Raw genomic sequence first — 18,652 nt, forward strand, 5'->3', positions numbered from 1 at the left:
AACCACACCAGGTCATAGCCCAGACTGGCCACCAGCGGGTAGAACACCGGCACCGTCAACAGCATCATCGACAGGCTTTCGAACACCATGCCCAGCACGATATAGATGCCCAGAATCGCCAGGATCACACCCATCGGCGGCACATTCATGGAGGACACCAGCTCCAGCAGCATCGTCGGTAGACCGGCACGGTTAATGAAGTCGGAAAAGATCAGGGCACCGATCACCACCGCAAACAGCATTGCCGAGGTCCGCGCCGTATCGGCCAGCGTCTCGAACAGGTTGCGCAGGGTCATGCGGCCACGGAACAGGGTAATCAGGAAGGCACCACCGGCACCGATGCCGGCCGCTTCGGTCGGAGTGAAAATCCCCAGATAGATACCACCCATGACCACCGTGAACAGTACCAGGACACCCCAGACGCCTTTCATGGCCTGCAGGCGTTCCGGCCACTCGGTCTTTTCACCGGCCGGACCGGCACTGGGATCACGCCAGACCACATAGCGCACCGCCACCAGGTACAACAGGATACCGAGAAGGCCCGGTATGAAGCCGGCCGCGAAGAGTTCACGAATGGAGGACTCGGTCAACAGACCGTAGATCACCAGGATCACGCTGGGCGGAATCAGGATACCCAGGGTGCCGCCGGCGGCAATGGAAGCCGTGGCCAGCGCGTCGGAATATCCGTACTTGCGCATCGGCGGCATCGCCACCTTGGACATGGTGGCGGAGGTCGCCAGGCTGGAGCCACAGATGGCGGAAAAACCGCCACAGGCCACAACAGTTGCCATCGACAGGCCGCCCTTGCGGTGGCCCAGAAAGGCGTTGGACACCGCATAGAGTTCCTGAGACAGGCCCGAGCGAGTGACCAGGTTACCCATCAGGATAAACAGCGGAATCACCGACAGGCTGTATTCCTGCACGGTGTCGATCACGCGGTTGGACGCCATCGACAGCGCCCCGGTCCAACGGAAGTTGGCAATATTGCTCAGCTCCAGGCCCTGCAAAAAGGCAAAGCCGAAGAAGCCGACGATCCCCATGGCAAATGCAATCGGCATCCGCACCACGATGATCAGAAACAGGAGAACGGCAAAGCCGATCAGAACTACGGACATAATCGAGATACCTGTATCCGGTTCGGGTTAGTCTTGATCCTGAAACAGGATGCGATAGACGCCATAGGTGATCATGCCAAGGGCCGTGGCCCAGCTCATGATCGCGATGTACTGCACGATGTAACCGCTCGGCATCGCCAGAAACTCGGTCACGACACCTCGACGAATGGAGCGTTCGCCCAACTCGAAGATACGCAGTGCCAGAAAGTACAGGGACGATGACATGACCAGCGCCGCCAGCAACGACAGTACCTTGACGATCTTCGAACCCAGAAAACGGTCCAGCAGGTCAACCACGATATGACCGCCCCGCCAGGTTATGACCGGCATCGCCGCAAACACCATCACCGCCAGACCGATCTCGGTCATCTCGGTGCCGCCATGAATGGGACTGTTAAACAGATAACGGCCAAAAACGTCGACACAGGTCAACGCCATCAGAAAGAACAGTACGCTTGCCGACACCACTTCGAGAAAAAAGGCCAGCCAACGGACCGGCCCCTTCTCGTCATAGTGCGCTTTCAACCAGGCACCAAACGACATGGATTACTCCTGCTTTTGCGCTTCGTACTCACGAGCGATCTGGCGCAGTTCGGCCAGCGCTGCACGGGCATCGACATCACGATCGGCAACACTCTCAACCCAGGCGTCATCCATGCCCTTGATCAGCTCGCCAAATTCCAGCGTCATGGGGTCGTTTGGTCCCAGCTCCTTGACTGTCACGCCCGCAGCACGTGCAGCTTCAAGACCTTCCACATCCGCCTGATCCCAGGCACGACCGGCCAGAGCCGAGAGCTTTTCACCGGATACGCTCAGGATCGCCTCGGCATCCTTGGGATCAAGGTCTTCCAGGAAGTACGGATCGATAAACATGGAGAAGCTGCCCAGATACATACCGCCCGGCAGTACGGTCAGGTTCGGTGCCACTTCATGCAAACGCAGGGACTTCTGCTCGGTGATCGGCATGAAGACACCGTCGATCACACCCTGCTGCATCATTTCGTACACTTTCGAGCCTGGAGCGGCCACACCGGTGACGTCCATGCGCTCGGCCAACTCGGTCTGCACACCGCCACCGATACGGACCTTCTTGCCCTTCAAATCGGCAAGACTCTCAACCGGATCGATGCTGTGAATCTGCCCCGGACCGTGTGTCAGGGTTGCCAGCAGAGTCAGACCTTCATATTCACCTGCATCGGCAAAGTACTTCTGCTGCACCTTCCACAGCGCGACCGATGCCGCTTCCGCACTGACATTCAGGCCCGGCAGCTCAACCGCGACCGGCAGCTTGAAGCGGCCCGGACCATAGCCATGATAGCTCCAGCCCGCATTGATCACGCCATCTTCCACCAGCTGGAAGTAGGTTTTGGGGTGACCCACATCCTGCTCGATTTTAACCTTGACGCGTCCCTCGGTGGCTTCTTCCACCCACCCGGCCCAGGTTGGCCACACGACTGAATTCATGGGGTTGCCCGGCGGCTGCCAGGTGCCCACGATCAGAGTGGTTTCGGCTGACGCCGCAGCGGAAACGCCCAGCCCCAGTGTCAGCGCAGCAGCGCTCAGCATGGATTTAAAACTTGCTTTCACGGTGTATCTCCCGGTCTTCTACGTCTGTTGCTACGATCGTTGTTGTTGCCGCTGATACGGCTTATTGTGCTGGCGGCCAGGGGTTATGCCGCCTGTTCCATGAACGCTTTCCGGCTTACTTCGGATCCACGAACAACGGATGAATGTTGTTTTTGTTGAATTTAAGCACCGGGTCCAGCTCTGTCATTTCGAAAGAGATCTGCACATAGCTGTTATCGGTGATCGGCCTCATCCAGTCACAGAGAATCGCGAACACCCGCTCCGCCACCTCTTTTTTCAGCGTCATGTCACGCCCATGCCCGATCTTCAGATTCAGGTTCAGGAAGGCGAAGTCTTCACGACCATCGGCCACCCTGAAGTCATTGCAACGGATGGCTCGGCTACGCACACCGCCGATTGGAAAGGCACCTGTCGAGACAACATACTCGTGCAACTCTTTGAAAAGCGACTGAAACTCCAGACGCTCGTGCAGGTTTCCCGAATATTCAACAATGAAGTGAGGCATCTCGAGGCCCTCCTCTGATGGATGAAAAATTTCTGCCCGCACGGCTCTCCGACACGGAAGTAGCAGACAGAAAAACAAACGAAATCTAATTAACATATTAACTGTTGTCAATAAGATGTAAGTTGCAACATTTTTAAGATCATAGTGGCAAAACTCGTCTATAACTGTATTGGCCATACTCATATTGAGGTATTGACTTAGTTAAGATGTTAACTAAAATGCAAATCAAATGGTCTGTGCCCTTGCCTGTCGGCGCCTTCACCGTCGAACAGCGTCCGCCCAGCACAACCAGTGAACGCAATGGATAACAAGAAGGTGCTAGCGAGCATGTTGAACAAAGAGCAGATCAAGGCCTGTGCCGATCGCCTGTACGAGGCAGAAGTAACCCGCAAGCAGATTCCGGCGCTGACGCTGGAGTACCCGGACATGGACATGGCCGATGCCTACGCCGTGCAGAAAGCCTGGGTAGACCGCAAACTTGAAGACGGTCGCAAGGTCATCGGTTACAAGATCGGCCTGACGTCTCGCGCCATGCAAATGTCTTCCAATATCGACGAACCGGATTACGGCGTGCTGCTGGACGACATGCTGTTTGATGATGGTGCCACCATCAAGGCATCCGATTTCCTCGACCCGCGTATCGAAGTGGAACTGGCGTTTGTACTGAAAAAGCCGTTGTCTGGTGAAAACGTCACCATCTTCGACGTCATCGACGCCACCGACTACGTGATCCCGTCGCTGGAACTGATCGCCGCTCGCTGCCTGCGCACCGATCCGGAAACCGGCTACACTCGCAAGGTGTACGACACCATCTCCGACAACGCTGCCAATGCCGGTATCGTCATGGGTGGCCGCCCGATCAAGCCGATGGATATCGACCTGCGCTGGGCCGGCTGTATGCTGTATTTGAATGGCCAGATCGAAGAAACCGGCCTGGCTGGTGGTGTACTGGGCAACCCGCTGAAAGGCATCACCTGGGTCTGCAAGCGCTTCGCGCCGCACGGTATCGGTCTCGAACCGGGTCAGGTCATCCTGTCCGGCTCCTTCACCCGCCCGGTACCGGTCAAGGCGGGCGACACCGTCCACGCCGACTTCGGACCTCTGGGCGGCGTCACCCTGAACTTCGAATAAGCCAAACCCTTTGCAAATCCGGGTGTGGCCTGTTGCCCGCCCTTTTGAACAGGAGACGAGCATGGAACTGCCGAAAAACCGCTTCAAGCAGGGTCTGGCCAGCGGCAACACCCAGTACGGCCTCTGGCTGGGACTGCCGGACAACAGCGCTGCCGAAATTGCCGCTGTCGCCGGTTTCGACTGGCTGCTGATCGATGGCGAGCATGCGCCGTTCGACCTGCGCACCATCATGGCTCATCTGCAGGCCATGGCACCCTATGATGTAGCGCCGATCGTGCGCTGTGTCGAAGGCAACACCGCTCTGCTCAAGCAGCTGCTGGATATTGGCGCGCAAACCCTGCTGGTACCGATGGTGGAAACCGCCGAGCAGGCCGCTCAGTTGGTACAGGCCGTACGCTACCCGCCGCAGGGCATTCGCGGTCTGGGCACCTCGCTGGCACGCGCCGCCCGCTGGAATCAGGTACCGGGCTACCTGCAGAAAGCCAACGACGAAATCTGTCTGATCGTGCAGGTGGAAACCGCCAGTGCGATGGAAAATCTGGATGCTATTCTGGCAGTGGACGGCGTGGACGGCGTGTTCATCGGCCCGTCCGATCTGTCTGCTTCCATGGGCTATATCGGTGATGCCGGCAACCCGGTGGTGGTCGAGTCCATCAACACCGGTCTGAACAAGATTCGCGATGCCGGCAAGTATGCCGGTCTGCTCTGCCTGGACCCGGCTCTGGCCGAGAACTATGTCCGGCAGGGTGCCAACTTCGTGGGCGTCGGTGTCGACACCATGATTCTGGCCAACGAAACCCGCAAGCTGGCGCAGCGCTTCAAACAGGGCGCTCCGGTTGAAGACGAGAAACCTCAGGCTGGCTACTGATCGCCAGTCCTAACACGAGAAGGTTAACCATGACTGCAAACACTCTGGTCAACAGCAAGCTGGTCTGCGTCGCGCTGAACGACAAGGCGCAGCTGGCTGCTCTGGATGCCACATTCAACGATGCCCCGTACAAGAAGCCGCCGACCCAGCCGGTGCTCTACTACAAGCCGCGCAACACCTGGAGTGTTGACGGTGCCGAGGTCGAATGGGCCAAGGATTTCGGCAGTAACGACGTAGCGGCCATGGCCGTGGGCGCCAGCCTGGGCGTGGTCATCGGCAAGGAAACCTGCCGCGTATCCGCCGAAGACGCACTGAACTACGTCAACGGCTACACCATCGTCAGCGATTTCTCTCTGCCGGAAGAGAGCTACTACCGCCCGGACATCAAGGGCAAGTGCCTGGATACGTCTGCCCCGGTCGGCCCGGAAATCGTTGCAGCTGACAAGATCGCCAACCCGGATGCTCTGACCGTCAGCATCAGCGTCAACGGCGAGCAGAAAAGCGTCTTCGAACTGGCCAATATGGAGCGCAGCGTTGCCGAACTGATCAGCATCATCTCGCGCATCATGACCCTGCAGCCGGGCGAGATCATCGCTGTCGGTTTCGCCGGTGACCGCGTGGCCGTCGCCAAGGGTGACAAGGTTGTAGCAAGCATTGAGGGTGTCGGCACCCTGAACAACACTCTGGGAGGCGCCTGAGCCATGAGACATGCACGTATCGTATTTGACGGCCGCGAGCTGGATATCGACATCGACGCCAACGATCGCATCACCACCGCTGACGGTGAAGTGCTGGACGTGGCGCTGGATTCCGACCAGATCACCTGGCTGCCGCCGGTAAAGGCACCGGGTACCATCTTCGCGCTGGGCATCAACTATGCCGATCACGCCACCGAGCTGGCGTTCGAGCCGCCGAAAGAGCCGCTGGTGTTCATCAAGCACGCCAACACGCTGACCGGCCACAAGCAGGTGAGCTACCGCCCGGACGGTATCGAATACCAGCACTACGAGTGCGAACTGGTTGCCGTGATCGGCAAGACCGGCAAGAACATCAAGCGTGAAGAGGCGCTGGACTACGTTGCCGGCTACACCGTCTGCAACGACTTTGCCATCCGCGACTATCTGGAAAACTACTACCGCCCCAACCTGCGCGTGAAGAGCCGTGACTCTCTACTGCCGATGGGCCCCTGGATCGTCGACACTGCGGACATCCCGAATGCCAACGCACTGAAACTGACCACCACGGTCAACGGCAAGCTGACGCAGGACGGTACCACCAAGGACATGATCTTTGACGTACCCTTCGTGATCGAGTACCTGAGCAAGATCATGACCCTGAACCCGGGCGACATGATCTGCACCGGTACCCCGCACGGCATCGTCGACTGCCAGCCGGGCGACACCATCGTTTGTACTATTGAAGATGTCTGCTCACTGGAGACCCGCATGGTCAGCGAGCAGGAATTCTACGGCGACAAATACTAACAAGCTTCAGGAGATCACCATGAGCGATACACTGGATACCAACCTGGAACGCGCCCAGCAGTACCTGGAGCGCTTCAAGAACAACACCACCGGCCACTACATCAACGGTGAATTCACCCTCGGCAACGGCGGCAACGAATACGACAACGTTACCCCGACCGACAACAGCTCCATCGGCAAGATCATGGCCGGCTCCGTCGCCGATATGGACGCGGCCTGTGAAGCGGCTGAGAACGCTTTCACGGAATGGTCTACCATGCCGGGTGCCGAGCGCAAACGCCTGCTGCACAAGTTCGCCGACCGTCTGGTCGAGCGCGCCGACGAGATCGCCCTGGTTGAGTCCATGGACTGCGGTCAGGCGATCCGCTTCATGAAGCAGGCCGCCATCCGTGGCGCGGCCAATTTCCGCTTCTTCGCCGACAAGGCGCCGGAAGCGCAGAACGGCCTGGCCCTGCACCAGGACGAGCACGTCAACTACACCATTCGCAAGGCGATCGGTCCGGTCGGCATCATCACGCCCTGGAACACGCCGTTCATGCTGTCCACCTGGAAGATTGCACCGGCACTGGCTGCAGGCTGCACCGTGGTGCACAAGCCTGCTGAGCTGACCCCGCTGAGCGCCTACATCCTGGCCGAGATCGCGGACGAAGTGCTGCCCAAGGGCGTCTGGAACATGGTGAACGGTTTCGGCGAAAGCGTCGGCAAGCGCATGACCGAACACCCGGCAATCAAGGCGGTTGCACTGGTGGGTGAATCCGCTACCGGTTCTCACGTCATGCGTCAGGGTGCCGACACGCTGAAGCGCATGCACTTCGAGCTGGGCGGCAAGAACCCGGTGATCGTATTTGACGATGCCGACTTCGAACGCGCCCTGGACGCCGTGGTGTTCATGATCTACAGCCTGAACGGCCAGCGTTGCACTTCCTCCAGCCGTCTGCTGATTCAGAGCGGCATCCGTGACAAGTTCATGGCAGCCCTGGAACAGCGCGTACGCAACCTGAAAGTCGGTCACTCACTGGACCCGAACACCGAAGTGGGTCCGCTGGTTCACACCGAGCACTACAACAAGGTGTTGAGCTACTTCGACATTGCCAAGGAAGACGGCGCCAACATCGCGGTCGGCGGCAAGCGTATCGACGAAGCGCGCGGCAACATCGACCCGGCCGGCAACTACCTGGAGCCGACCCTGTTCACCGGTGCCAGCAACAAGATGCGCATCGCACAGGAAGAGATCTTTGGCCCGGTTCTGACCGCCATCTCCTTCGACACCGAAGAAGAAGCGATCGCCATTGCCAACGATACCGAATACGGCCTGTCCGGTTACATCTGGACCGAGAACACCGGCCGCGCCATGCGCATGGCCAAGCATGTCGAAGCCGGTATGCTGTGGGTGAACTCCGAGAACAACCGTAACCTGCCGTCTCCGTTCGGCGGTATCAAGATGTCCGGCATCGGTCGCGACGGTGGCGACTGGAGCTTCGACTTCTACATGGAAACCAAGAACGTCTGTATTGCACAGGGTACCCACCGCGTACCTCAGCTGGGCAAAGGCTGATTAGCACCTCGTAGACGTACCGCCGGCCCCTGCGGGGCCGGCCCCTCCTGTCTCCGGTCGGGGTTTGCTATAGTCCCATCATGACAACCAGCAGCCAGCACGAATGGATCCCCAACATCATCCTGGGCAAGGATTACGACCGCCGTTATCTGCACGCGCCCATTCATTATGATGTCCTTGAAAACCTTGCCGCCTTCTACGGACGTGACATGCCGGTACATCGGCATGCCCAGTATTTGCAGATCCACTACATTGACCGGGGCGAAATACGCTTTCATATCGATGACCGAATCTACCATGCCCGCGGCCCGGCACTCCTGCTGACTCCGGCCTCCGTCCCCCACTCGTTTCTGACGGAAGATAAAGCCTGCGGCCATGTACTGACGATTCATCAATCAATCGTCTGGCAACTGCTGAAGGACGGTCTGCAGCAGGAAATGGAAACCGAGTTCAAACACGGGCTCTGCATTGCCCGCAACGAGCTGGAGCCGTCTCAGCGCCTGCAATGGCCCCTGATCACCCAGACATTGCGCAATCTCAAGGTTGAATGGTATCGGGAGCGCGCAGCCAAACGGTTGACCCTGCACACGCTGGTCAATCTGCTGTTGATCCAGATATCCCGCCTGTCCCCCAAGGAAGCCGAAAGCACCAGCCTCAATAACGACGACTTGCGCATCTTTCACCGTTTTACCAATCTGGTTGAAGAGCACTTTTGCACACACTTGCGGTTGCCGGAGTACACCAATCGACTGGGTATTTCGGAAAGCCGACTGCACCAGATCTGTCAACGGGTCTCCAACCGATCACCCAAGAAACTGATTCATGACCGCCTGATCCAGGAAGCCAAGCGGCTTCTGGTTTTCTCCGAACTGTCCAGCAGTGATGTCTGCTACCGGCTCGGTTTCAGCGATCCGGCCTATTTTTCACGCTTTTTCAAGCGCCATACCGACATGACGGCACAACAATTCAGGCAGGCTCACAAGCACGACAACTGGACTACTAATTAACATATTAATAAAATCCCGACCTGATTCAGACCAGAGGCCAGGCAACAACACTGCCTGTACAACGCCCCGGTCCTCGCCCATGCCCGCTTGCAGGCCCGGTAGTGTACACTTACTGCAAACGGACATTCAGTGCGCTGACCAGGCCAGGACCAACTGACGGGTACTTTCAGACTCATGCGAAACATGCGTAAATACGAAGATTCCATACCGCTCAAACTGCTCAAGGCCCGCGAAGTCACTATGGGCTTTTTCCGCCCCGTGCTGCAGGAAATTCCACTGACAGAACAACAGTGGCGCATTATTCGCGCGCTGGACGAGCACGGAGAACTGGAATCCAAGCAACTGGCCGAACTCTGTTGCATTCTGAGCCCCAGCCTGACCGGCATCATCAGTCGACTGGAACAGCAGGATTATATTCAGCGCCGACGTTCCCCCGAAGACCAGCGCCGCGTACTGATCAGCCTGACCGACAAGGCCAAGGAGATGTTCGAGAAAGTCAGTCCCGTGCTTGAAGCCCGCTACCAGGAAATCACCGCACAGTTCTCCCGCGAGAATATGGAACAGCTGAACAAGTTGCTCAACCTGCTCTGCCAGATCAAACCCTGACCCCCGTCAATATCCCTCCCTATTGTCGAACGGCGCCCCTTCCGGGGAGCCATTGACATTAGATAACATGTTAACTAGCATTACTTAACATATTAACAATATGGCACCTTCGGTATCGGTCGCTTTTATCCGACAAGCAACACTCGCTTGCCAAAAAACGCACCACCCACAGCCACCGAATATCGACACGTGCAGTTCAGGCCTTTGGGGCGACTGGATTTGATACGCGATTGCCTGCCGGCAGCGACAGCGCAGGGCGGGTGACACCGATTAGACAACCCAACATCAATAAGCAGACGGAGACCCATCCCATGCTGCAAGCATCCTACCCTTACTACCTGGCCAACGAAGCCCTGTCCCCTAACCAGGACCTGGCGGTAACCGACAAATTCTCCGGAGAAGTCGCCACACGTGTCGCCATTGCCGATGCAGCCGCCATTGACCAGGCCATTGCCGCCGCTGATGCCGCCGCCGAGCCGATGCGCAAACTGCCGGCATACAAGCGTCAGGAAATCCTGAACTACTGTGTCAAGCGCTTCGAAGAACGTGCCGAAGAGCTGGCGGTCGCTCTGTGTATTGAAGCGGGCAAGCCGATCAAGGATGCACGCGGTGAAGTCGTTCGTCTGATCGATACTTTCCGTATTGCAGCAGAAGAAACCACCCGTATCGGCGGTGAAGTGGTCCCCATGGATATCACGCCCCGTGCCGAAGGCTACACCGGCATGTGGAAGCGCGTACCCATTGGCCCCTGTTCCTTTATTTCACCGTTCAACTTCCCGCTGAACCTGGCCGCCCACAAGGTCGCTCCGGCCATTGCCGCCGGTTGCCCCTTCATCCTGAAACCGGCCAGCCTGACACCTGTCGGCGCCATCATTATCGGTGAAATTCTGGCCGAAACCGACCTCCCGAAAGGCGCATTCTCGATCCTGCCCTGTCACCGAGACGGTGCCGACCTGTTCACCACCGACGACCGCCTGAAGCTGTTGAGCTTCACCGGTTCCCCGGATGTGGGCTGGCAGTTGAAAGCCAAGGCCGGCAAAAAGCCGGTCGTACTGGAACTGGGCGGTAATGCGGCCTGCATCGTGGACGAAGGTACCGATATTGATGATGCTGTCGCACGCATCGTGTTCGGCGCCTATTACCAGTCCGGCCAAAGCTGCATCAGCGTGCAGCGCATCATGGTGCACGAAAAGCACTATGATGAAGTACGTGAAAAACTGTCTGCAGCCGTCAATGCGCTGGTATCCGGTGATCCCAAGGATGAGAGCACATTCATTGGCCCAATGATCTCCGAAAAGGAAGCTGCTCGTTTGCACAACTGGGTGCTGGAAGCCAAGGAAGCCGGTGCAACCGTGCTGGCCGGTGGTGAGCGTGACGGTGCCATGCTGCAGGCTACACTGCTGGCAGATGTCGAGCCGCACCTGAGCGTGAACACTCAGGAAGCCTTCGGTCCGGTGGCGATCCTGTCCAGATTCAGCGACTTCGACGCAGCCCTGAAAGAGGTCAACAACTCCGATTTCGGTCTGCAGGCCGGTATTTTCACCCGCGACATCTACAAGATCCAGAAAGCATGGGACGAACTGGAAGTCGGCGGCGTGGTCATCGGTGATGTGCCTTCATGGCGCGTGGATCACATGCCGTACGGTGGCGTTAAGGACAGCGGCCTGGGTCGTGAAGGTGTGCGTTACGCCATTGAAGACATGACCGAGCTGCGTATGCTGGTCGTACGCAACCCGAACTAAAACACTGGCGGGGGCACCCCCGCCTCTAACCGAACAGGTCGACCGTTGAAGCAACAGCCTTCCCTTATCCTGCTGGTTTTCATCGCCATGGCCAGTCCACTGGCGCTGAATGCCTTTGTTCCGGCCATGCCGGATGCGGCACAGGCACTGCATACGGATATCGGCACGATCCAGCTGACCTTCACGGCCTACCTGCTAACACTGGCATTCGGTCAGCTGATTTCCGGCCCTCTGGCCGATTATTTCGGCCGACGCCCGGTGTTGCTGACCGGCCTGGGCCTGCACATCGCTGGCAGTCTGCTGGCAGCTCAGGCCGCCAATGTAGAATCACTGATTGCAGGACGTGTACTCCAGGCTCTGGGCGGCAGTACCGCCATGGTACTGGCACGCACCATTATTCTGGATGTACACGGTCGCACCGGTGCCGCCGGGCGCATGGGGTATGTCGTCATGGCCATCGCAATTGCCCAGTCCGTTGCTCCTGCACTGGGCGGCTACCTCAACCTGTGGAGCGGCTGGCAATCGGTCTTTTACCTGTCTCTCATTATGGGGACTCTGGTCTGGCTGTTCGCTCTGGCCCGACTCCCGGAAACCTGTGCCGTGCGCAGCGACAGCCTGCGTCTGGGCAGCCTGCTGAGCCGCTATGGCGAAGTCCTGCAATCCGGCCCCTATCTGGGATATGCCGTTTCCACAACGGCCATTGCCTCTGCCTTTTACCTGTTTGTCGGCAGTACTCCCTACCTGGTGGTCAACCATCTGGGGGGCACTTCAGCCGACTTTGGCCTCTGGTTTCTGGCGGTTTCACTGGCCTTCATGCTGGGCAGCCTGGCCTCTACTCAGCTGGCACATTATTGCAACGTCGACCGGATGGTCCTGATCGGAAACCTGCTGTCGCTGGCAGGTGCCATCATCCTGTTGCTGCCAACGCTGTTCGGCACGCTGAGTTTTGCCAGTCTGTTTCTGCCCATGGCGCTGCTCACCTTTGGGCGCGGACTGAGCCAGCCCAATGCCCAATCGGCGGCCATCAGCTGCGCAACCGGCTCAGCAGGCACCGCATCCGGATTAATGGGTTTTATCCAGCTGCTCACTGGCGCCGCCATTGCTCAGCTGGTCCCCTGGCTGCTGGAGTTCGGAGTCTCTCTGCTCTTCGGCTGTATAGTGCTGGCTCCCTGTATCGCTCTGCTGGCCCATTGGCAGGCCAGGCGTGTCGGACGCCAAATGACTGATCCGGCATCGGTGCAATAGCGTCGATGCTCAATGCTTGACGGGTATGGACCCGCGATAATCAAAAGAGGATAACCTCATGGGTAAACTCGCATTAGCTGCAAAAATCACACATGTTCCCTCCATGTACCTGTCGGAACTGGACGGTCCTCAAAAAGGTTTCCGCCAGGCCGCCATTGACGGTCACAAGGAGATCAGCCGCCGCTGCCGTGAGCTAGGCGTCGATACCATCATCGTGTTTGACACTCACTGGCTGGTCAACGCCAATTACCACATCAACTGCGCGGCTCACTGGGCCGGCAACTACACCAGCAACGAACTGCCGCACTTCATTTCCAATATGGAATTTGAATACGACGGCAACCCTGAACTGGGGCGTTTGCTGGCGGAAGAGTGTAATGCTCAGGGCGTTGAAACTCTGGCCCATGATTCAACCAGCCTCGATCCCGAGTACGGTACTCTGGTGCCCATGCGCTACATGAATGAAGATCGCCACTTCAAAGTAGTCTCTGTATCGGCCATGTGCACCGTTCACTACCTGAACGACAGCGCCCGTCTGGGCTGGGCCATGCGCAAGGCAATCGAGGAAAAGTACGACGGCACCGTCGCGATCCTGGCCTCGGGTTCCCTGTCACACCGCTTTGCCCAGAACGGCCAGGCGCCGGGCTTTGCCACCAAAACCTGGTCACCGTTCCTGGAACGTCTGGACCATGAAGTCGTACGCATGTGGGAAAATGCCGAGTGGGCCGACTTCTGCGAAATGCTGCCCGAATATGCGGTCAAGGGACATGGCGAAGGTTTCATGCACGATACAGCCATGCTGCTGGGCGCGCTTGGCTGGTCCGAATACGACCAGAAAGTGGAAGTACTGACACCCTATTTCGGCAGCTCCGGCACCGGCCAGATCAACGCCCTGTTCCCGGTTTCACCGGTCAGCGGCGACCAGGTTCCGGGGCCTCAGGCTTCAGTCACCGAAACCTTCGTTCCGGGCTCCAGCCGGGTCTGATTCCCCCCTTATCACCCTGCACTCAACGGCCCGCTCACGCGGGCCGTTCTCATCTTTTGCATGACGCTTCCACCATTTTCCGCGCCCCCTGCAAACTTGTTAATATATTAAATACATTGTCGACAGTGGTAATATTCACGCATAACAATTCATGATAGAACCGGAGCCTGTGATGTCATCGGTAGCCAACCCCCAACGCCTGATCGTTCTGCTCGCCGCACTTGTTGCCTTTGGTCCCTTATCGATCGATATGTACCTGCCCAGCCTGCCACTGATTGCAGAGGATTTGCAGGCATCCGAGGCCAGTATTCAGATGACTATCGGCGCCTTTCTGGTCGGGTTGTTTATTGGCATGCTGTTCTACGGCCCGCTGTCGGACAAGTTCGGTCGTCGTCAACTGCTGCTCGGCGGTATTGGACTTTACCTGCTGGCCAGTATCGGCTGCATTCTGGCCGACAGCGCCGAGTGGCTAATTGCGGCCCGCTTTGTACAGGCTTTGGGAGGTGCGGCCGCTTCGGTACTGGCACGCGCCATTGTGCGCGACCTGTTTCCGCTCAATGAGGCCGCCCGAGTCCTGTCACTAATGCACCTTGTCACCATGATCGCCACTCTGATCGCCCCTCTTCTGGGCGGCTATCTGATTCTGATTTCCGGCTGGCGCTCTCTGTTTGTGGTCCTGTTCGCCTTTGCGGCGCTCATGCTGCTGTTCAGCGCCTGGAAAATACCCGAGACGCATCATGGCGATTCGCGCAATGCCAGTATTCTGGCAGTCTTCAAGGCCTACCTGCAGATCGGACTGCAGCCGGTCGCGATCGGCTATATTCTCTGCATGGGTCTGACATTTGCCGGCATGTTCGCTTATATCACCGCGTCCCCCTTCGTCTACATCGAATACTTTGGCGTTGCGCCCCAGCATTTTGCCTGGCTGTTCAGCCTGAATATCGGCGGCATTATTGTGCTGGTCAGCCTCAATGCTCGCTATGTCGGCACGCTGGGCACGCAAAAACTGTTGCTGGCCGGTGCTCTGCTGGCCACCGCTTCGGGCCTGGTCCTGATTCTGGCAGGCCTGACCGGCCTGGGCGGTCTGCCCCTGATTGTTGCCGGGCTGCTGGGCTATGTCAGCGTCACCGGCGTCATGGGCGCCAACTGCATGGCCAGCCTGCTGTCACGCTACCCCGACCAGGCCGGTGCCGCTGCCGGTCTGGCCGTTGCCTGTCAGTTTGGCCTGGGCGCTCTGGCCAGCTCGGCTACCAGTGCCCTGCATGACGGCACACCACTGCCAATGACGCTGATTATCGGCCTGACCGGCATCGGCGCGCTGGTCGCGTTACGACTCACCCGAAACGGTGATTGAATTGTACCGCTCGATTTTGTCTATACTTTAGTAGTGCCTCGCCGAAGGCGGGGCCTGTAAATAAAGAAAAATACAATGATAAGCCAGTTTTTTACATTTCCTGCACCAGGATTGCTCCTCATAATCGACGAATCCTAACGGATCAGTATTTCGTTGCGAGCCGGTACCCCCAAATACCCAACCCGGTTTACGCAGCCGATTCAGACTATTAGAAGAGAGAAGATCCCGATGACTACGCACAATCCGATGCTTGATAAACTCAAAGAGATCCTGCCCGCCATTCGCGCCAACGCCGGTAAGGCGGAAGAGCTGCGCAAGGTACCGCAGGAAAACATTGATATGCTGCACGGCATCGGCTTGAACCGCGCCTTCCTGCCGAAGGCCTATGGTGGTCTGGAAATGAGCCTGCCGGAATTTGCCGACTGCATCGCCGCACTGGCCGGTGCCTGCTGCTCCACGGCCTGGGCCTATAGTCTGCTGTGTACACACAACCACCAGATGGCAATGTTTTCCAAGCAGGCCCAGGACGAATTCTGGGGTGAAAACCCGGATACCGTTGCGTCCAGCTCCATCGCGCCTTTTGGCAAGCACGAAGAGGTCGAGGGCGGTATCATCTTTACCGGCGACATGAAATGGAGCTCCGGTGTTGATCACGCTCAGTGGATCATTGTCGGTTTTAACCGCTTCAACGACGCCGGCGAGAAAATCTACAGCTTCGCCGTCATCCCTCAGAGCGATTTCAGCGTCATTGACGACTGGTACTCCGCCGGCATGTGCGGCAGCGGCACCAAAACCGCTCACATTGAAGGCGTTTTCGTACCCGAACACCGTATCCAGGCCGCCGGTGACATGATGGAAGGTCGTCATGTCGGTCGCTCCCTGTACCCGGACAGCAAAATCTACCATACCCCTTACCGTCCCTACTTCGCCTGTGGCTTCGCCGCCATGAGCCTGGGAGTAGCCGAGCGTATGGTCGAGGTTTACAAGGAGATGACCAAGAACCGTGTCCGTGCCTACACCGGCGCTCAGGTGAAAGAATCCATTCCGCCGATCCTGCGCGTCGCCGAATCCTATCAGCAGGTATGTGCCGCACGTGCCTACCTGGAAAAAACCTGGAACGAGCACAAGGAATACGGCGAGCGCCACGAGTACCCGGACCGCTATACCCTGGCACACTGGCGTACCAACCAGGCCTACGCCATCAAGATGTGTGTTGAAGCCGTCAACCGTTTGTGGGCCGTGATGGGTGCCTCCAACTGGCTGTCAGAGCGCGAAGGGCAGCGACTGTGGCGCGAATCCAACATGACGGCGGCACACGCCTACACCGACTATGATGTTTGCGCCCAGATCATCGGCCGCGAATTGCTGGGCCTGGAACCGGATCCCGCTCTGCTCTGATCCGCTCCAGCCGGGGACGCATGGACTCAAGTGCGTCCCCTCCCTTATGGCAAGGGACCCGCTGTACAACCGAAGGGGCCGAAGCAGACCCTGTTGAAACGGACACTGTTCGGTTGTGCCGTCATCACATAAGAACCCAACATCAGGTGCCCTTATGAGCAACTCAATCACAGAATTCGATTCCAAAGCCTTCCGTCGGGCTCTGGGCAACTTTGCCACCGGAATCACCGTTATTACGGCGACAACACCTTCCGGTGAAAAAACCGGTGTCACCGCCAACAGCTTCAACTCCGTCTCTCTGGACCCGGCACTGATTCTGTGGAGCATCGACAAGCGCTCCGGCAGCTGCCGCATCTTTGAAGAAGCGACCCACTTTGCCGTCAATATCCTGGCCGCGGACCAGATCGATGTCTCCAATCATTTTGCCCGCCCCAGCGACGACAAGTTTGCCGATATCACCTACACCGATGGTCTCGGCGGTGCTGCACTGCTGCACGACACAGCAGCCTGTTTCCAGTGTGAAGCCTATGAAACCGTGGATGGTGGCGACCACTGGATCCTGATCGGAAAGGTTGTCGCTTTCGAGGATACCGGCCGTGCCCCACTGGTTTACCATCAGGGCAGCTACTCAGTCGTCATGCCTCACTCTCGGTTCCCGACCAAATCCGACGATAAACCGGCTGCGGTCAAACAGCTGGAAAGCCGCCTGAATGACAACCTGTACTACCTGATGACCCAGGCCGTGCGCAGCTATCAGGCTGATTACACGCCGCAGCAGCTGTCTACCGGACTGCGTACCAGCGAAGCCCGCATGCTGATGGTACTGCAGCAGGCCCCCAACCTGGGCCTGAAAGACCTGCTCAAAGAGGTCAATATGCCTGAAATCGAAGTGGCCGAAGCCGCTGAGATCCTGCAGCGCAAGGGTCTGGTTGCACTGGAAAACGACTGCTACGGCATTACTGAAAAAGGCATCGAGCAAGCCGATGCCCTGTGGCGCATTGCCGACGAAGAACAGCAGAAGATGTTCAGCGATTTCAGTGAAGACGAACTGGCCACCTTCAAGAAGGTGCTGGCGACCCTGGCCGCTCAGTAACACCCTGCTCCCGGGTGACAACACGACCTGCCCTCGGGCAGGTCTTACAGGGGGATACGGCTCTGATCGGCACGGTATTCCGATCCCGTGAGGTTCCCGTCCTCTCCAGCGACTGCACGTCTGTTTACCCCGGACATGTCCTGATACTTCCGCCCTCCAAAGCCTGCCGGCTATACTCCAAACCGGTACACCGGCGTGTTTTTCAACGGCAGACCTCATCATGCAGCACCTGAGCCCCCCGGCAATAATGACACTCGGCTGGATGCCGTCCGAACAGGTTCTGAGCGTTCTGGAACAACTGGGCACAGCTCGCTTCTACGACCGCTTCCTGGACTGGCTGCAACGCGAGTTCGGCACTGATCAATGCATGGTGTTCTACTGTGCTGACGGACAACAGGTTTCCACCTTGATTTACAAAGACTTTGCCCACGAAGCTTCAGGCAAGCGTCTGGCTGAAGCCTATGTCAGTGAACGACACTACCTGCAGGACCCCAATTTCAGGCTGCTCAAGACCATTGCCTCGGGCGAGGTGGAGGTCGTGCGTTTCAATTCAGTCAGCGACAGCATGGGACTGCACTACCGCCAGGCCTTCTTCGAAACACCCGGTTTTACCGACAAGATTGCCATTATTCGCGGGACCGAGCAGGGCAACTACTACATTAATTTGTACCATCGTGCCCCCGGATTCGACGAACGCTTCGATGATCCTGCGTTCAACCGCCGTGTCTGTGCACTGATCAGCATTCTGGTCAGCAAGCATTTCGAACTGAACGACCATCTGCGGCAGGAAGGCCCGCTGGCGTTCCTGTCCGAACGCGAGCGGGAAGTCTGCCGCGCGGTTCTGCGCGGCAAAAAGAATGAGGCCATTGCGGCCGAGCTGAAAGTCGCTGTCAGCAGTGTGATCACTTACCGCAAGCGAGCCTATGAGAAGCTGGGCATTTCCAGTCGCGCCCAGCTGTTTGCCTTATGTACCTGAG

General features: G+C 57.9%; 18 protein-coding genes. 14 read left to right on the plus strand and 4 right to left on the minus strand.

What is annotated here, in order from left to right; genetic code table 11:
• The 4 genes from H1S06_RS12785 to H1S06_RS12800 form a co-directional block, all read right to left on the minus strand.
• Positions 1-1,115 (minus strand): TRAP transporter large permease (locus H1S06_RS12785; RefSeq protein ID WP_181739427.1); only part of this gene is annotated, 1,115 nt, incomplete at its 3' end.
• A gap of 27 nt (positions 1,116-1,142) precedes the next feature.
• A complete protein-coding gene (locus H1S06_RS12790; protein WP_181737554.1) occupies positions 1,143-1,658 on the minus strand; it encodes a TRAP transporter small permease in 516 nt (171 codons plus the stop codon).
• A gap of 3 nt (positions 1,659-1,661) precedes the next feature.
• Positions 1,662-2,681 (minus strand): TRAP transporter substrate-binding protein, encoded by a 1,020-nt coding sequence (locus H1S06_RS12795; RefSeq protein WP_181740941.1) that lies wholly within the window; start codon positions 2,679-2,681, stop codon positions 1,662-1,664.
• A gap of 136 nt (positions 2,682-2,817) precedes the next feature.
• On the minus strand, positions 2,818-3,207 hold the full coding sequence (locus H1S06_RS12800; RefSeq protein WP_181740794.1) for a 5-carboxymethyl-2-hydroxymuconate Delta-isomerase: 390 nt from the start codon (positions 3,205-3,207) through the stop codon (positions 2,818-2,820).
• Between the two features lie 327 nt (positions 3,208-3,534).
• Here H1S06_RS12800 and hpaH point away from each other — a divergent pair, with 327 nt between their 5' ends.
• The 14 genes from hpaH to H1S06_RS12870 all read left to right on the plus strand — a co-directional run bounded on the left by hpaH (position 3,535) and on the right by H1S06_RS12870 (position 18,651).
• Positions 3,535-4,338: a 2-oxo-hept-4-ene-1,7-dioate hydratase gene (gene hpaH, locus H1S06_RS12805; protein WP_181740797.1), complete on the plus strand. Its 804-nt coding sequence runs from the start codon at positions 3,535-3,537 to the stop codon at positions 4,336-4,338.
• A gap of 61 nt (positions 4,339-4,399) precedes the next feature.
• Positions 4,400-5,206 (plus strand): 4-hydroxy-2-oxoheptanedioate aldolase, encoded by an 807-nt coding sequence (gene hpaI, locus H1S06_RS12810; protein WP_181740799.1) that lies wholly within the window; start codon positions 4,400-4,402, stop codon positions 5,204-5,206.
• Between the two features lie 29 nt (positions 5,207-5,235).
• Positions 5,236-5,904 (plus strand): fumarylacetoacetate hydrolase family protein, encoded by a 669-nt coding sequence (locus H1S06_RS12815; protein ID WP_181740801.1) that lies wholly within the window; start codon positions 5,236-5,238, stop codon positions 5,902-5,904.
• Between the two features lie 3 nt (positions 5,905-5,907).
• On the plus strand, positions 5,908-6,690 hold the full coding sequence (locus tag H1S06_RS12820) for a fumarylacetoacetate hydrolase family protein (RefSeq protein WP_181740803.1): 783 nt from the start codon (positions 5,908-5,910) through the stop codon (positions 6,688-6,690).
• Positions 6,691-6,709: 19 nt separating this feature from the next.
• Positions 6,710-8,245, plus strand: a complete 1,536-nt coding sequence (gene hpaE / locus H1S06_RS12825) for a 5-carboxymethyl-2-hydroxymuconate semialdehyde dehydrogenase (RefSeq protein WP_181740805.1) — start codon at positions 6,710-6,712, stop codon at positions 8,243-8,245.
• Between the two features lie 80 nt (positions 8,246-8,325).
• Positions 8,326-9,252, plus strand: coding sequence for a 4-hydroxyphenylacetate catabolism regulatory protein HpaA (gene hpaA / locus H1S06_RS12830; protein WP_181740807.1), 927 nt, complete (start codon positions 8,326-8,328; stop codon positions 9,250-9,252).
• A 183-nt stretch (positions 9,253-9,435) separates the two neighbouring features.
• Positions 9,436-9,858, plus strand: coding sequence for a homoprotocatechuate degradation operon regulator HpaR (gene hpaR / locus H1S06_RS12835; RefSeq protein ID WP_181740809.1), 423 nt, complete (start codon positions 9,436-9,438; stop codon positions 9,856-9,858).
• A gap of 311 nt (positions 9,859-10,169) precedes the next feature.
• Entirely contained in the window at positions 10,170-11,600 is a 1,431-nt protein-coding gene (locus H1S06_RS12840; protein ID WP_181740811.1) for an aldehyde dehydrogenase family protein, read from the plus strand.
• Positions 11,601-11,645: 45 nt separating this feature from the next.
• Positions 11,646-12,845 (plus strand): multidrug effflux MFS transporter, encoded by a 1,200-nt coding sequence (locus H1S06_RS12845; RefSeq protein WP_181740813.1) that lies wholly within the window; start codon positions 11,646-11,648, stop codon positions 12,843-12,845.
• Between the two features lie 58 nt (positions 12,846-12,903).
• Entirely contained in the window at positions 12,904-13,830 is a 927-nt protein-coding gene (gene hpaD / locus H1S06_RS12850) for a 3,4-dihydroxyphenylacetate 2,3-dioxygenase (RefSeq protein ID WP_181740815.1), read from the plus strand.
• 172 nt (positions 13,831-14,002) lie between these two features.
• Positions 14,003-15,184 (plus strand): Bcr/CflA family multidrug efflux MFS transporter, encoded by a 1,182-nt coding sequence (locus H1S06_RS12855; protein ID WP_181740817.1) that lies wholly within the window; start codon positions 14,003-14,005, stop codon positions 15,182-15,184.
• A gap of 228 nt (positions 15,185-15,412) precedes the next feature.
• Positions 15,413-16,582 carry a p-hydroxyphenylacetate 3-hydroxylase oxygenase component gene (locus tag H1S06_RS12860; protein WP_181740819.1) on the plus strand — a complete coding sequence of 390 codons (1,170 nt, stop codon included), beginning with the start codon at positions 15,413-15,415 and terminating at the stop codon, positions 16,580-16,582.
• Positions 16,583-16,736: 154 nt separating this feature from the next.
• Positions 16,737-17,675, plus strand: a complete 939-nt coding sequence (locus H1S06_RS12865) for a p-hydroxyphenylacetate 3-hydroxylase reductase component (RefSeq protein ID WP_181740821.1) — start codon at positions 16,737-16,739, stop codon at positions 17,673-17,675.
• Positions 17,676-17,895: 220 nt separating this feature from the next.
• Positions 17,896-18,651: a helix-turn-helix transcriptional regulator gene (locus H1S06_RS12870; protein WP_181740823.1), complete on the plus strand. Its 756-nt coding sequence runs from the start codon at positions 17,896-17,898 to the stop codon at positions 18,649-18,651.
• Position 18,652 lies beyond the last annotated feature (1 nt).

This window comes from Marinobacterium marinum (assembly GCF_013868415.1).
Taxonomy (GTDB): domain Bacteria; phylum Pseudomonadota; class Gammaproteobacteria; order Pseudomonadales; family Balneatricaceae; genus Marinobacterium; species Marinobacterium marinum.